We start from the raw sequence: 14,507 nt of genomic DNA, 5'->3' as shown, positions 1-14,507 counted from the left end.
GAAGCGAACGTCGAATAGAAATGTCTGAAGTTAATTATTAGAAAGTTCTTTTTTGATAGTAGTGACATTTTTCCTTTTTTATTATATACTATATTCAAATAATCAAATGAATATTTGAATGAGGTGTTTCGATGAAATGTGAAACATATTGTTATGATGAAGCGGTTGTAACACGTGTACAGCCCGAAATAGAAAAGCTTACAGGTGTCGAATTGATTTTTAAAGCATTGTCCGATGCAACACGATTAAAAATCACATATGCCTTAACATTAGAAAAAGAATTATGTGTTTGTGATGTGGCTAATATTATCGGATCTTCAACTGCAACCGCATCCCATCACTTACGCATGCTTCGCAATATGGGATTAGCGAAATATCGCAAGGAAGGAAAGCTTGTCTTTTATTCATTAAAGGATGACCATGTGCGTCAACTTGTAACTATTGCTAAAACACATGCGGAAGAAGGTGTACAAATTGGCTGAGAAACAAGTCTTTCGACTACAAGGTTTATCATGTACGAATTGTGCTGCTACATTTGAAAAAAATATTAGAAAAATTGACAGTGTCGAGGATGTAGATTTAAATTTTTCCGCAGCTAAGTTAACAGTGCATGGTAAGGCTACCATTGAACAGTTGGAACAAGCTGGTGCATTCGATCATATCAAAGTGTATCCGGAAAAAAAGAAAGCTCCAATCATTCCTTTTTACCAGAAAAGAGAAAATCAGTTAACGATGCTTGCATTATTACTTGTCATTATTGGGTATGTCTTTTTCTTTCAATTAGGAGAACATCATGCTTTTACAATCGGGACTTTTTTACTTGCGATTGCAATAGGCGGATATGATCTGATAAAAGCTGGAAGTAAAAACCTGATTAAATTACAATTCGATATGAAAACGTTAATGACAATCGCCGTGATAGGAGCAGCAATTATTGGTGAATGGGCAGAAGCAGCTGTGGTTGTCTTTCTATTTGCATTAAGTGAGGCTTTGGAAAGTTATTCAATGGATAAAGCCCGTAATTCGATCCAATCGTTAATGGAAGTTGCTCCTAATCGTGCGACCATTAAGCGTGGGAAACAATTGATAGAAATAGATGTAGAAGATGTACAAATCGGTGATACAATGATCGTCAAACCAGGAGAAAAGATTGCCATGGATGGCATTGTTAAAGAAGGAATGTCGTCTGTTAATCAAGCAGCGATTACCGGTGAATCTGTTGCGGTTGAAAAAGAAGAAGGGGCCGAAGTCTTTGCAGGTTCGTTTAATGAAGAAGGAGCATTAGTTGTCGAAGTAACCAAATCAAGCGAGGATACAACGATTGCTAAAATTATTCATTTAGTCGAAGAAGCACAAGCAGAAAAAGCACCAACACAGCAATTTGTCGATCGTTTTGCTAAATATTACACCCCCGCTATTATGGTATTGGCTTTCCTTGTCATCGTTATTCCACCTATTTTTGGTGCGGACTGGCAGACGTGGATTTATAATGGCTTAGCTGTATTAGTTGTTGGTTGTCCATGTGCACTGGTTATCTCGACTCCAGTTGCGATTGTGACAGCGATTGGCAATGCAGCGCGAAATGGTGTGCTGATCAAAGGTGGTATACATTTAGAACAACTGGCAAATATTGATACTGTCGCTTTTGATAAAACAGGTACCATTACACTTGGTAAACCTGTTGTTACCGAAGTAAAAGCTATTCATGGTACCGAAGAAGAACTTCTGCAAATAGCAGGGGCATTGGAAGCCTATTCCGAACATCCGATAGCACGTGCCATTCATAAAAAAACAAAAGACTTAACGTTACCTGAAGCAATACAATTTCAATCGATTACCGGAAAAGGGATTACAGCTAAGATTCATGGAATAAATTATCAAATTGGTAATGCCAGACTTTTTGATGGAATTGAGCTACCTTCTGTGTCAGGAAATACGGTTTTATATATCGGAACAGAGGATAAACTAATAGGTTATCTAACTATAGAAGACCAACCTCGGCCTGGTATCAGACAACAGATTGCAAACCTCCATCAATTAGGTGTAAGCAAAACGGTGATGCTGACAGGTGATGTATCCAATGTCGCAGAACAAATTGGAAAAGAAACAGGTGTATCTGAGGTAAAGGCAGAACTTTTTCCGGAAGAAAAACTATCATTTATTAAGCAGTTAAAGCAGTCTCACCGTGTTGCGATGGTTGGTGACGGAATTAATGATGCACCTGCATTAGCTGAAGCAAATGTTGGTATTGCCATGGGTGGAGCAGGGACGGATGTTGCCTTAGAAACAGCGGATATTGCGTTAATGGGCGACGATATTTCGAAAATTCATGATTCGATGCACTTAAGCAAGCGGACATTACGCATTATAAAAGAAAACATAGGATTAGCTTTATTAATAAAAGTGGTTGCCTTGTTACTAGTGATTCCAGGGTGGTTAACATTGTGGCTAGCCATATTTGCAGATATGGGAGCGACTTTGCTAGTCGTTTTAAATGCTTTACGGTTAATCCGCAAAAATGATAAATAATGTTCCGCAAATTAGCCTGTTCACAAGATAATCTCGTGAACAGGCATCAATATATCACCACAAGTTTTACATAATTTCAAAATTAGTTCCGACCAGAACGAATAATGTTTTGCATTTTTTCTATATTTGGATAGTCAAAATCTTGATATTGCTGGCACACCTTTTCAAGATCATATGGAACACGCACATGACTTGTTTGCACCTGTCCACCAACAATATCAACGATCACATAGGATGCTTTCGCAATCCCGTCAAAAGGTAGACCAACACTCCCTAAATTAACAATGGTTTTGCCTTCTATTGTCCGTTCATATGCTTTGTGAATATGACCGTATAAATAAAGGTTTGCCTCTTCTTTTGTCGTTAATTTTGCTAACAAATCATTGTCCGTTACATTTGGTAAGACGACATCAAATAAACTGTCAGGTGTTGCATGGAAGGCATGAATGCGGACTCCTTCTTCCTCTAACGTTAATTCTGTTGGCAGTGATTCTAAATAGGAAATTTGCTCATCATTTAGTTGATTTTTTACCCATTGCTGTTCCTGTTCCATTGTGTCAAAGGCTTGCTGAGGAACTTCTCCTTCCCGGACACCTCTAACGATCCATTGATCAGCATTGCCTTTGATAACATCTGTGTTTAAACCACGAATTAAGTTTATCGATTTGGATGGTTCGGGTCCACGATACGCGATGTCACCAAGTACAGCAATACGATCAACTTGTTTTCTTTCGATATCATCCAAGACTTCTTCCAAAGCTACGGCATTTCCGTGAATGTCAGAAATAAAAGCGAATCTCATTTTTATCACCTCAGATCTATCACGGTGCTAATCGTCTGTAAACCCCACCACTTCAAGTTTTTAAATAAATAAGGGGTGATAACGGACGCTAACACCCTGATAAGTTTTACTAACCATCAGGGTTAAAAACCCCCACTGATGGAAGTCTCACTTTATGATAAAATAGATTCTTTTGATAAAGCAAAGATTTTGACGTTCTAAAGGTTTGAAACATATAATGATTAGTATAAAGATAATCTCAATATTTCCTTGGCCAACGATGTAGGTTTTCGTTTTATAAAATTGGGAATAACTCTATAAAGGAGGTTATCAATATGGTTTCATTTTTTACGAATGGCATACCTACATTTATGAAGACCGAATTAGAAAAATTATTTCATAAAATAAATCCTTTAATAAAAAAGAATGCTAAATATATGATGTTTGCTGTTCCCTTGTTATTTATTTCAATTTTCAACTTATTCTTTTTCTTGTTCTTTGATGGATTCTCCAATGGTATGGTAGCTGTTGCGGTCGTCTGTGCATTAATGGCAGCCGTTGGTATGGCGCTATATAAGGAATCAAAGCACATTAAAAAGAAAATTAGGGAATTAGAGATGGAACATATCGTAACTAGAATTGAGAAAAGTAACGTCATGAATGAGCTCAAGAAGAAGGATTATATTTCTCTAATAAAGTCACAACCTAAAATGGGGATACAAACATTCATTAATTTCTTAACAGAAGAAAATGACAGAAGAAAAATGATGGAAGAATAAGATTTAAAAACTCTGTTTTATATTGAAACAGAGTTTATTTTTTTGAAAAGAGAATTATTTTGCCGAAGCGTATCTTGCACTCACTCATAACTATCTTATATCTGCGAAATTACAGTTGACAACCTTTTTAAATCATGAGAATATGTATTTGTGTTCTTTATAAAGAATAGGTGAAATGACAGAGCTGTAATTGAACAGACATAAAGTAATGATTACATCAGTATTGTCTTTGTCTACAGGCTCTTTAATAAACACATACACTCGTCTGTTCGTTATAATGAAGTGCAAGATTCGAAATTGGAGGTACAAAAAGTGGAAAGTGCATTAAGAATTCTGCATGTTGTAGATAGCATGAGTCATAGTGAAATAGGAACTATGATAATGAATGTTTACCGTAATTTAGATCGAAGTAAAATACAATTTGATTTTTTAACATGTGAGGAAGGGGATTATAACGAGGAAATACGTCAGTTAGGTGGTCTTATCTATCATATACCTTCTAGAAAGGAAGCTGGAATTAAAGGTTATCAAAAAGCATTACGCCACTTTTTTAAGGGGCACAGGTTTTATATTATTATGCATTCACATATAGATCAAATGAGTGTCTTTCCTCTGAAAGCAGCAAAAAGAGCAGGAATACCTGTAAGAATAGCTCACAGTCACAGTACAAAAAGTATCAGAACAGAAAAAAGGGAGCTGTTTAAAGAAATTGCTGGTTTTATAATTCCTATATATGCTACCGATTATTTTGCTTGTTCAACAGAAGCTGCAGAATGGTTGTTCAAAAGGAAAGCTAAACAAGCAGAAATTATGTTTAATGGAATCGAATTAGAACGCTTTTGCTATTCACATTCGCGTAGAGAACAAGGGCGAAAAGAATTAAATATAATCGATAAAGAATTTGTAATTGGACATGTTGGTAGATTTACACCACAAAAAAATCATGACTATTTAATAGAATTATTTGTTGGTTTTCGCAGGAGGATACCTCAATCGAAATTGATTTTAGTCGGTGATGGACCATTAAGGGCGCAAATTGAAGCGAAAATAAAGCAGTATCACATACAAGATCATGTTATTCTATTAGGCGTCAAAGAAGATATTAAGAAATGGAAACAGGTTTTTGATCTGCTTGTGTTCCCATCTCAGCATGAAAGCTTTCCCCTTACATTATTAGAAGCCCAAGTCACAGGGTTACCGATTATTACCTCTGACTCAATATCCAAAGAAATTGATTTGGGAGCAGGATTAATTCAATTCATTCCCTAGATAATAAGCGAGAATGGTTGGATGCTATGTATGATGCCTATGACCAAAAATATCGAAATCCAGTTGCACCCGAAGTGTTAGAAAAAAAGGGCTATCACGTCAAAGAAGTAGCTCAATTAACAGAGCAAAAGTATTTGCAACTTAGGGATGATGGCATATAAGTTAGGTTACTGTCTTACATAATCAAAAAAATAGAATATTGATAGGATTTGAGGTTTGTAAAATGATAGGGACAAATATAAATCGAATTAGGAAAAAGAAAAATTTAACTTTATCAGAATTAGCGGAAAGAGCAGATGTGTCTAAATCTTATTTGAGTAATATCGAACGCAATTTAAATGATAATCCCTCGATACAAATCGTTGAAAAATTAGCAGAAGTATTAGGTGTAGAAGTGGTGACGCTACTAGGAGAAGAAGGTCAAACTTTTACAAATGATAAAGAATGGCTGGATTTTATAAATAATCTAAAATCCTTAGGGATAACAAAACCAAATTTTGATGAATATCGAATCGTCTTTGAATTCATTAAATGGAAGAACCATAAGGACGCACAGAAATAAGAACAGAGAGTTTTTATATACTATATAGCTAATATTAATGAATAGATTGCTTAATATGTGTGACGAGTCTAAAGGAATCATCAAAAGCAATTAGTTACAACGAAAAATGGATGGAAAGAAGGAATGTTCATGAAAAAAGTGTTATTTGTAATGGATTCATTAGATCCTGGATTATCAATTGAACATCAATTACACCTTATCCATCGTCAGCTTGATCCTGATGCTGACACTTATCTCAAATTATTAAATTACGATTCCCTATTTTTACAACAACTTAATAAGCATATCCATATATTGCTACCAATTAGTCATATAATTTCCTCTGCAAGAAAAGATACCCACTTCCCTAGGGGATGGCGTTTTTCGATGAAATCTCGGCCGGTGCCATTGCATATAAGAAAAGCATATTACAATTATCCAACAATAGTCCGGTTGTATTGGCAATATATAAGCAGGGGAGTACCAAAAAGTCATATCCATTATGATGAGGCTATTAGTCTTTCTGCTGGTATTCCATCCTTTTACTTAAGAGACAAAGTGAAAGCCGAGAAGAAAATCTACTATTTTCCTGTCAGACAGTTTCAACAGGTTGCAGCACCTATTGTTGAGCAATTAAGTCAACAGGATTTCATATACACCGCTTCAAAATCGATGTATCGTGAGTTAAAGGCAAATAATCTTCAGGTAAAGTACTACGCGGATCCTTACTATCATGAATCACTCTACCGTGTTTTGCAGTTATTAGATGCAAAAAGGTATCATCCGCGTTGCTTATCTATTTTATCGGCAAATAATCTTCAAAATAAGAAGCATATCGAAGAATTTATTCGTATGTCCATATACTTGGTTAAACAGAACACCCCTTTCAGGTGGTATTTTTATGGTGATAACCAAAATGAAACGATAATACGTGAAGAGCTTAAAACTCATCAACTAGAGGATCATGTGGTGTTTATTGGTGATATAGCAAATGTTTTTCAATATTTGGAAACAGCAGATGTCTATGTTGAATGGGAAAAGCACTCTTCCATCTATTTTGAAGCAATAACATTACAGAAGCCTATTATTGATATGAAAAATGAATCATTCGATCACAACCATATATTACCAAAAGGATGGTGTAATATCGTACAAGCGATAAAATCGATAAAAAAGATATAACATTGGATAATTAGTCCATTTGACGGGGATAATCCCAAATTTTAACGAGTAATGGACAATTTTATTGAAAAAATAGTTAATTTAAACCAAAATGTTCTTTAAAACGAATAAAAAATACGTTATAATAAAAACATGGTAGGAATAATAGTAATATCAGTGTTCGAAATTATAAATAAATTAGTAAATAGGAGGAGGAAAATAGTATGACAAAGCATACGGTAGTTGTGGCAGAATCACAAACACTTTTTCGTGATATGATTACGAATTTTGTAGAAGACATGGATGAGTTCCAGGTGATTGGAACGTTGAAAAATGGACAAGAAGTCATCAATTTTATAAAAGAGAAGGAAGTTCGTCCCTATTTAATATTGTTAGATATTCATATGCCAGTTATGAATGGTTTAGAATGTGCCAAGCAGTTAAAAGAATTGTACCCAAACATTAAAGTAGTTTTATTATCTGCATATGATGACGAAGAATCGATTGAAACGGTATTATCTGCATCAGCTGATGGATACATATTAAAAAGTTCAGGACTTGATGAATTTAAAGATACACTTCGCTTTATTATTGATGGCAAGTTTGTTGCACCACAAAAACTAGTTCAATATTTCTCCCAGCGTTTAGAATCTTTACTAAGAATCGAACGGGAGAGTTCGTTGCATTTTATAAAAGAACAATTTAATCAACATAAGGATTTGAATAACAGAGAATTACAAATTATTCAACTAATGAAAAAAGGCTGGACAAACCGAATGATTGCTGAAAAATTAGGAATTAGTGAAGGTACGGTAAAAAATTATTTATCACTTATATATAAAAAGCTCCAAATCAAAAGTCGTGTGGAGCTCTTGCAAATACTATCTGATATGACCGGTTGATAGTCCTACATTTTTTCACGGTAGGCTCTTGGAGAAACGTTGTAATTCTTCTTGAAAACGCGATGAAAATAAGAGTAAGAACCGAATCCACAATTTTGTGCAATATTTTCGAGTGTCATCGTTGTATATTTCATTTGGTTTATCGCTGCAGATATTCGAATTGATTGAGCGTACTCGATTAATGTTTGATTCACATGTTCTTTAAATAGGTGCACACATCTTGAGACACTTAAATTGCAATGATTGGCAATGTCTTCAACCTTGAAGCCTTGTTTTGTCGCGTTTTCTTCAATGAAGCGCATCATCTTCGTTACAACATATGGCCGATATATTTCATGTGATCTTTTATCAATAGCTCTTTGTAAAGAAACGCAAAGGGCACTAACCAAATAAAAGGTAAGTTCACTATTTCTTTCTTTTTTGGGTCTTCTTTCTTCAATGATAAGATGATGCCAGAAATCCAATACAGCTTCATCAAGTGTGATCTTTGCAAAGGTTGGAGCATCCTTAAAGCGTTCGTCAATCCATTCACCTTCACAATATAAATGAAAGTCACCACTTTGTTGTCCTTCCTCGACATACAACACATAATTCTCACCCGGTTTGATAATCAACAGATCGCCTTTCTCTACTACTCGTGTATCTTCATTCACTTTCACCTTTGCCTGTCCTTCTGTTTGAAGCCTAAATAAATATGACGCATAACGCGATTGATGTGACGTGTGGTAACGATAATTATGATAAGCATAACCACAAAAACCAATCTTCATAAGAAAATCCCCCATCTTTAAAATAAATACAATAAAATTATGATTAATAGCAAAATAGTTCATGTTTTGATTATATCATTTATGTTCAAGTTGTATATCATCATTTATTATAATAGATAACTTATATTGCAAATGAAAAGGGTAACAAATTTAAATTAAATGATTCTCCTAGATAATAATTATGGTTGTTAACCCCTATTATTTGCGCAAATACGAAATGTGGAGGAGGAGCATAATGAACGTTTTAATATGGAACGAATACAGACATGAACAACAAGATGAAGAAGTAGCAAAAATTTATCCAAAAGGGATCCATGAAGCGATAAAAGAATTTTTGGAAACAGATGATATTCATGTTGAAACCGCTACACTAGACGAGCAAGATCACGGAATAACTGATGAAAAATTGGCAAAAACAGATGTCATGCTGTGGTGGGGACATTTAGCTCACCATGAGGTAGCGGATGAAATAGTTGATAAAGTTCATCAGCGTGTTTTGGAAGGAATGGGTTTAATTGTACTTCATTCCGGGCATTTCTCAAAAATATTCCAGAAATTAATGGGAACAGGTTGTGACTTGAAATGGCGTGAAGCAGATGAGAAGGAAAGAATGTGGGTAATTAATCCATCACATCCAATTGTAGAAGGTATTGGAGAATACATTGAAATTGAAAAAGAAGAAATGTATGGCGAACATTTTGATATTCCAGCACCTGATGAGTTAGTGCTTGTTAGTTGGTTTGAAGGTGGCGAAGTGTTCCGTTCCGGTTGTACATATCGTAGAGGTCACGGAAAGGTGTTTTATTTCCGTCCAGGTCATGAAGCATATCCAACGTATTATCATAAAGATGTCCAAAAAGTGATTCAAAATGCAGTGAGATGGGCTAAACCGACAACAAGGGAATTTTCCAGTTACGGTAATGCTCAACCACTAGAAGAGATAAAGTGAGACTATGATCAGTGAGGGTTTTGACCTCCACTTTAGCGAAACTTATCAGGGTGTTAGCGTCTGATGTCCCTAAAATTACTTGAAGCATGAAATGGGGGTCTTACAGACGGTTAGCACCGTGATAAAGTAAGACTTGGTTAGCGCCGAGATAAAATCATAAAAGGAGAAATGAACTATGGAAAAATTAAAAGTTGCAGTAATCGGCTGTGGAAGTATTGCGATTCATCGTCATTTACCAGAATATCAAGCTAATCCTTTCGTTGAGATTGTTGCTGTTTGTGATATTAAAGAGGAGCGCGCGCAATTAACGGCATCTGAGTATAATGCAAAAGCCTATACTGATTATAAGCAAGCGATAACAGACTCTAAGGCAGATCTAGTCAGTGTTTGTTTACCGAACTATTTACACGCCCCAGTTTCGGTTTTTGCAGCAGAACAAGGAAAACATGTCCTATGCGAAAAGCCGATGGCAACCTCAGAAGAGGAAGCACAACAAATGATCGAAGCAAGTAATAAAGCAGGTAAAAAATTAATGATTGCACACAATCAACGCTTTGTACCTAGTCATGAGAAAGCAAAACAATTAATTGCAAATGGTGAGATAGGAAAAGTGTACAGCTTCCGTACTACATTTGGCCATGGTGGACCAGAAGGATGGAGTATCGATGGCAAAGAAAGCTGGTTTTTCCGTAAAGAAGAAGCGTTTATTGGGGCGCTCGGTGACCTTGGCGTACATAAGGCAGATATGATTCGTTATATATTAGGTACAGAATTTACTGAAGTAGCTGCCATGGTCGAGGCATCAGCAAAAGAAAACAGTGATGTCGATGATCAAGCTGTATCCATCTTACGTAGTGAGAATGGGATTATTGGTACGTTAACAGCAAGCTGGGCATATGGAGCTGGTGAGGATAATTCAACCGTCATTTATGGTGAAAAAGGTATGCTCCGTCTCGAAGATGATCCTGCTTATGGATTAATAGCAACCTATACAGATGGATCAAAAGTAAATTATGAGCTTGGTCAAATCCAAACAAATGACAGTGGTGGTCAAACCTCTTCAGGAGTAGTCGATCATTTTGTCGAAAGTGTACGAAATGATACAAAACCATTAATAGATGGAGAAGAAGGATATAAATCGTTACAGATTATACTTGCAGCTTTAGAAGCAAACGAAACAAAGAAAAATGTATCGTTATAAAAAGAGACTTCAATCAGTGGGGATTTTCTTGATCTCCAGCTGATTGTTAGTTACGGACGGTTGTTCACAAAAGGAGGAGAAAGTCTTGAAACTCGGGGTATTTACTGTTCTTTTTTCAGATAAAAACTATGAAGAAATGTTAGATCATGTTAAAGCAAGTGGTTTAGATGCAGTGGAAATCGGAACTGGAGGTTATCCAGGTGATGCTCATTGTAAAATTGATGAATTAGTAGAGGATTCAGCTAAACGCGAGCAATATTTGCAAGCGGTAAAGAAAAGAGACTTAACTATAAGTGCATTTAGCTGTCACGGAAACCCATTAACACCTGATAAGAAATTTGCTGAAGAAAGTGATCAAATTCTTCGTAAAACAATTGAACTTGCGGGCCTTACTGGAGTACCAGTTGTTAACTGTTTTTCGGGAACACCAGGTGACCAAGAAAATGCAAAAGCACCAAACTGGCCTGTAGCACCTTGGCCAACGGAATATGCAGATGTATTAGAATGGCAATGGGAAGAAAAGCTTGTTCCGTATTGGAAAGAAATCGGAGAACTAGCAGAAAAGCATAACGTCAAAGTCGGAATCGAGTTACATGCTGGATTTTTAGTACACACACCATACACTATGCTTAAACTTCGTGAGAAAACAAGCCCAGCGATTGGTGCAAATCTAGATCCTAGTCATTTATGGTGGCAAGGGATAGATCCAGTCGCAGCCATTAAAATTTTAGGAAAAGAAAATGCGATACATCATTTTCATGCAAAGGACACCTACATTGATCAGGATAATGTCAATATGTATGGTCTTACAGATATGCAACCATATGGCAACATTCAGACAAGAGCATGGAATTTCCGTTCTGTCGGATGTGGCCACAGCTTAGAAGATTGGTCTAACATGATCAGTGCACTACGTACTTTTGGTTACGATTACGTGGTAAGTATTGAACATGAAGATCCATTAATGTCGATTGATGAAGGATTTGCTCGTGCTGTAGATAATTTAAAAGCAGTTAATATTAAAGAAAGCCCAGCAGAGATGTGGTGGGCGTAAGGAAAGGAAGTCACTAATGACAAAATTAAAAGTTGCTCTGATTGGTGCAGGAGGTATTGCAACAGATGTGCATATTCCTGCATATAGAAAAGTTCCCGAACAAGTAGAAATTGTAGCGGTGGCAGATGTAGCATATGATAAGGCAAAAATGGTGGCAAGTGATTATGGTATTGAAGCAGCATTTGATAATTATGAGACTATGTTAGCAGAAACAGAAATAGACGCGGTGAGTGTTTGTGTACCGAATAAATTTCATAAGGATGCAGCGATTGCTGGCTTAGAAGCAGGTTGCCATGTCTTATGTGAAAAACCACCGGCAATGAACCAACAAGAAGCAAAAGAAATGGAAGAAGCGGCTACTAAATCAGGTAAATTGTTGATGTATGGTTTCCATTATCGTTTTCAATCTGAAACACAGACAGCTAAACGATTTATTGATGCCGGCGAATTAGGTGAAATTTATTCTGGTCGTGTGCAAGCAATCAGACGTAGAGGTATTCCTGGTTGGGGTGTATTTACTAACAAAGAGTTACAAGGTGGTGGCCCATTAATCGATATCGGTGTCCATATGTTAGATACGGCGTTATATTTAATGGGTTATCCGGAACCAGCCGTAGTCCTCGGTCAAACACATCAACAACTAGGAACGAAAAAAGGTGTAGGTTTATTAGGTGAATGGGATTACCAAAATTATACCGTAGAGGACATGGCTGTAGGAATGATTACCTTTACAAATGGTGCATCACTTGTATTAGAATCCGCTTTTGCAGCCAATGTCGAGAAGCGTGATACGATGCAGGTTTCCTTAATGGGAAATAAGGGAGGAGCAGATATTTTTCCATTAAAAATGTATCAGGAAAAACACGATACATTAATAGATATTACGCCAGCCTATTTACCAGAAATCAATGCTCATCAAACAGAAATTCACGCCTTTGTAGCAGACTGTATCGAAGGAAATGTAACAGACCGTTTTGCAAAGCAAGGAACCAATATTCAAAAAATTATCGATGGACTTTATCAATCGGCTGAATCAGGTAAAGCTGTCTACTTATAAAATTTAAGAGTGATAAGGAGTGTGCTACACATGGGGAAAATTGCTATTCAATTATATTCTGTTCGTGATCATACGACGAAAGATTTTTTAGGTACTTTACGTAAATTAGGAGAGATGGGTTATGAAGCGGTGCAATTTGCCGGATTCTTTGATACACCTGCAGACGAATTAAAACAAGTGATGGATGAGTCTGGCCTTGTAGCTGCTGGCAGTCATATGCCGTTTGACAGTCTAACAGGAGATCAACTGGAGGCATCGTTAACGTATAATAGAATAATTGGTAATGATTTGATCATTTGTCCGATCCTTCCGGAAGAACTGCGAGCAGATGAAGGAGCATATTATCGTGCAGCTGAAGAGTTAAATGAGATCGGTCGAAAATGTGCGGAAGCAGGCTTTTCCTTTGCTTACCACAATCATAATATGGAGTTTTTTGATCTTGGTAATGGAAAAAGAGGATTTGATATCTTATTTGAAGAAACCGATCGTGAGTATGTGAAAATGGAACTCGATTGTTATTGGGCAACTCATGCCGGTGTAGATCCGTTACAAACGATAAAAGCATATAATGATCTTGTGGTCTCCTTACACATCAAAGATATGACAGTAGAGAATGATGAAAAACGTAGTATTGAAATTGGAAAAGGATCACTAGATATTGCAACGTTATGGGAAACTGGAGAATCTGTCGGAGTTGATTGGTATGTAATTGAGCAGGAACAATTTGATGGAGACCCGCTAGACAGTGCCAAAGAGAATGTTGTCAACTTGAAAAAAGTTATTAATAAATAAGAAGGATACTCCTCATTTTATAATGAGGAGTATTTTTGTGTTAAATGATTTGTCGTTAGCGAGATAGGTTTTGCTCGATTAATTTTGATGGAATATTTTAAAATGATTATTATGGCTTATTTTGGGGTAAAAGTATCTATATAATGACGCTAATGGAGGGGTTATGCAATGTTAAAAAATCTATTTAAGAAAAAAGCTGCAAACACGGACTTAATAGCACCATTAACAGGAAAAGTAATACCATTAGATCAAGTGCCAGATCAAGTGTTTTCCCAAAAAATGATGGGGGACGGAATAGCGATTGAACCTACGGATAAACAGGTTGTGTCACCGGTCGACGGAGAAGTGGTCGATGTATTTAAAACAAAACACGCAATTAGCCTGAAAACCGAAGGAGGGGCAGAGATCTTAGTGCACATGGGACTTGAAACAGTTGAATTGGATGGTAAAGGTTTTGATATTCAAGTAGAGAATGGCCAAAAGGTAAAAAAAGGAGATCCATTAGCTATATTTGATATTGATACCATTATAGCGGAAGGATTTAAAACGGTGACTCCAATTATTTTGCTGAACGGTGAAGAATTTGCTATGAGTAATGTTGCAGGTGAACAAACCGTAGCAGCAGGTGAGAATGTACTATTTCATATTGAGAAAAAATAAACCTGTTACGATTAAAATTAGTCGAATACATTAAATGATTAGTAAACGAAAATGCATGGGTA

Annotated in this window: 16 protein-coding genes; 14 read left to right on the top strand and 2 right to left on the bottom strand. The window is 36.3% G+C overall.

Features of this window, described 5'->3' with window-relative positions:
• Positions 1-131 precede the first annotated feature (131 nt).
• Both ACTWP4_RS21415 and ACTWP4_RS21410 read left to right on the top strand, forming a co-directional pair.
• Entirely contained in the window at positions 132-482 is a 351-nt protein-coding gene (locus tag ACTWP4_RS21415; protein ID WP_443130821.1) for an ArsR/SmtB family transcription factor, read from the top strand.
• Entirely contained in the window at positions 454-2,529 is a 2,076-nt protein-coding gene (locus ACTWP4_RS21410) for a heavy metal translocating P-type ATPase (RefSeq protein ID WP_443130820.1), read from the top strand. Before ACTWP4_RS21415 ends, ACTWP4_RS21410 begins: the two co-directional genes overlap by 29 nt.
• 82 nt (positions 2,530-2,611) lie before the next feature.
• Here ACTWP4_RS21410 and ACTWP4_RS21405 read toward each other — a convergent pair whose 3' ends face one another.
• Positions 2,612-3,331, bottom strand: coding sequence for a metallophosphoesterase family protein (locus ACTWP4_RS21405; protein ID WP_443130819.1), 720 nt, complete (start codon positions 3,329-3,331; stop codon positions 2,612-2,614).
• A 314-nt stretch (positions 3,332-3,645) separates the two neighbouring features.
• On the opposite strand from ACTWP4_RS21405, the gene ACTWP4_RS21400 reads away from it, so the two are divergent.
• From ACTWP4_RS21400 to ACTWP4_RS21375, 6 genes are all read left to right on the top strand, one after another.
• Positions 3,646-4,089, top strand: a complete 444-nt coding sequence (locus tag ACTWP4_RS21400; RefSeq protein ID WP_443130818.1) for a DUF5392 family protein — start codon at positions 3,646-3,648, stop codon at positions 4,087-4,089.
• 312 nt (positions 4,090-4,401) lie between these two features.
• A complete protein-coding gene (locus tag ACTWP4_RS21395) occupies positions 4,402-5,358 on the top strand; it encodes a glycosyltransferase family 1 protein (protein ID WP_443130817.1) in 957 nt (318 codons plus the stop codon).
• A 26-nt stretch (positions 5,359-5,384) separates the two neighbouring features.
• Positions 5,385-5,519: a hypothetical protein gene (locus ACTWP4_RS21390; protein ID WP_443130816.1), complete on the top strand. Its 135-nt coding sequence runs from the start codon at positions 5,385-5,387 to the stop codon at positions 5,517-5,519.
• Between the two features lie 62 nt (positions 5,520-5,581).
• Complete coding sequence (locus ACTWP4_RS21385) at positions 5,582-5,920, top strand: helix-turn-helix domain-containing protein (protein WP_443130815.1); 339 nt, start codon at positions 5,582-5,584, stop codon at positions 5,918-5,920.
• Between the two features lie 129 nt (positions 5,921-6,049).
• Positions 6,050-7,081 carry a glycosyltransferase gene (locus ACTWP4_RS21380; RefSeq protein WP_443130814.1) on the top strand — a complete coding sequence of 344 codons (1,032 nt, stop codon included), beginning with the start codon at positions 6,050-6,052 and terminating at the stop codon, positions 7,079-7,081.
• A gap of 203 nt (positions 7,082-7,284) precedes the next feature.
• Positions 7,285-7,962 (top strand): response regulator, encoded by a 678-nt coding sequence (locus ACTWP4_RS21375; RefSeq protein ID WP_443130813.1) that lies wholly within the window; start codon positions 7,285-7,287, stop codon positions 7,960-7,962.
• A gap of 5 nt (positions 7,963-7,967) precedes the next feature.
• Here the strand turns inward: ACTWP4_RS21375 and ACTWP4_RS21370 are convergent, their stop codons facing one another.
• On the bottom strand, positions 7,968-8,732 hold the full coding sequence (locus ACTWP4_RS21370) for an AraC family transcriptional regulator (protein WP_443130812.1): 765 nt from the start codon (positions 8,730-8,732) through the stop codon (positions 7,968-7,970).
• A gap of 235 nt (positions 8,733-8,967) precedes the next feature.
• Between ACTWP4_RS21370 and ACTWP4_RS21365 the strand changes: the two genes are divergently transcribed.
• From ACTWP4_RS21365 to ACTWP4_RS21340, 6 genes are all read left to right on the top strand, one after another.
• Positions 8,968-9,681 (top strand): ThuA domain-containing protein, encoded by a 714-nt coding sequence (locus ACTWP4_RS21365; RefSeq protein WP_443130811.1) that lies wholly within the window; start codon positions 8,968-8,970, stop codon positions 9,679-9,681.
• 175 nt (positions 9,682-9,856) lie between these two features.
• Positions 9,857-10,882 carry a Gfo/Idh/MocA family protein gene (locus tag ACTWP4_RS21360; RefSeq protein ID WP_443130810.1) on the top strand — a complete coding sequence of 342 codons (1,026 nt, stop codon included), beginning with the start codon at positions 9,857-9,859 and terminating at the stop codon, positions 10,880-10,882.
• 85 nt (positions 10,883-10,967) lie between these two features.
• A complete protein-coding gene (locus tag ACTWP4_RS21355) occupies positions 10,968-11,936 on the top strand; it encodes a sugar phosphate isomerase/epimerase family protein (protein WP_443130809.1) in 969 nt (322 codons plus the stop codon).
• 16 nt (positions 11,937-11,952) lie between these two features.
• Positions 11,953-12,993 (top strand): Gfo/Idh/MocA family protein, encoded by a 1,041-nt coding sequence (locus tag ACTWP4_RS21350; protein WP_443130808.1) that lies wholly within the window; start codon positions 11,953-11,955, stop codon positions 12,991-12,993.
• A gap of 30 nt (positions 12,994-13,023) precedes the next feature.
• The gene (locus tag ACTWP4_RS21345) at positions 13,024-13,785 is read left to right on the top strand and encodes a sugar phosphate isomerase/epimerase family protein (protein WP_443130807.1); all 762 of its coding nucleotides are present in this window, start codon (positions 13,024-13,026) and stop codon (positions 13,783-13,785) included.
• 168 nt (positions 13,786-13,953) lie between these two features.
• A complete protein-coding gene (locus ACTWP4_RS21340) occupies positions 13,954-14,445 on the top strand; it encodes a PTS sugar transporter subunit IIA (protein WP_443130806.1) in 492 nt (163 codons plus the stop codon).
• Positions 14,446-14,507: the final 62 nt, after the last annotated feature.

Source organism: Gracilibacillus sp. D59 (assembly GCF_052246695.1).
Taxonomy (GTDB): domain Bacteria; phylum Bacillota; class Bacilli; order Bacillales; family Amphibacillaceae; genus Gracilibacillus.
The sequence above is the reverse complement of the archived record's forward strand: the minus strand, read 5'-3'. Positions and strand labels throughout refer to the sequence as shown.

Bases quoted from the DNA above. Each gene is read 5' to 3' on its own strand.
- ACTWP4_RS21415 (WP_443130821.1), top strand. From the start codon at position 132: ATGAAATGTGAAACATATTGTTATGATGAAGCGGTTGTAACACGTGTA.
- ACTWP4_RS21410 (WP_443130820.1), top strand. From the start codon at position 454: ATGCGGAAGAAGGTGTACAAATTGGCTGAGAAACAAGTCTTTCGACTA.
- ACTWP4_RS21405 (WP_443130819.1), bottom strand. From the start codon at position 3,331: ATGAGATTCGCTTTTATTTCTGACATTCACGGAAATGCCGTAGCTTTG.
- ACTWP4_RS21400 (WP_443130818.1), top strand. From the start codon at position 3,646: ATGGTTTCATTTTTTACGAATGGCATACCTACATTTATGAAGACCGAA.
- ACTWP4_RS21390 (WP_443130816.1), top strand. From the start codon at position 5,385: ATGTATGATGCCTATGACCAAAAATATCGAAATCCAGTTGCACCCGAA.
- ACTWP4_RS21385 (WP_443130815.1), top strand. From the start codon at position 5,582: ATGATAGGGACAAATATAAATCGAATTAGGAAAAAGAAAAATTTAACT.
- ACTWP4_RS21380 (WP_443130814.1), top strand. From the start codon at position 6,050: ATGAAAAAAGTGTTATTTGTAATGGATTCATTAGATCCTGGATTATCA.
- ACTWP4_RS21375 (WP_443130813.1), top strand. From the start codon at position 7,285: ATGACAAAGCATACGGTAGTTGTGGCAGAATCACAAACACTTTTTCGT.
- ACTWP4_RS21370 (WP_443130812.1), bottom strand. From the start codon at position 8,732: ATGAAGATTGGTTTTTGTGGTTATGCTTATCATAATTATCGTTACCAC.
- ACTWP4_RS21365 (WP_443130811.1), top strand. From the start codon at position 8,968: ATGAACGTTTTAATATGGAACGAATACAGACATGAACAACAAGATGAA.
- ACTWP4_RS21360 (WP_443130810.1), top strand. From the start codon at position 9,857: ATGGAAAAATTAAAAGTTGCAGTAATCGGCTGTGGAAGTATTGCGATT.
- ACTWP4_RS21350 (WP_443130808.1), top strand. From the start codon at position 11,953: ATGACAAAATTAAAAGTTGCTCTGATTGGTGCAGGAGGTATTGCAACA.
- ACTWP4_RS21345 (WP_443130807.1), top strand. From the start codon at position 13,024: ATGGGGAAAATTGCTATTCAATTATATTCTGTTCGTGATCATACGACG.
- ACTWP4_RS21340 (WP_443130806.1), top strand. From the start codon at position 13,954: ATGTTAAAAAATCTATTTAAGAAAAAAGCTGCAAACACGGACTTAATA.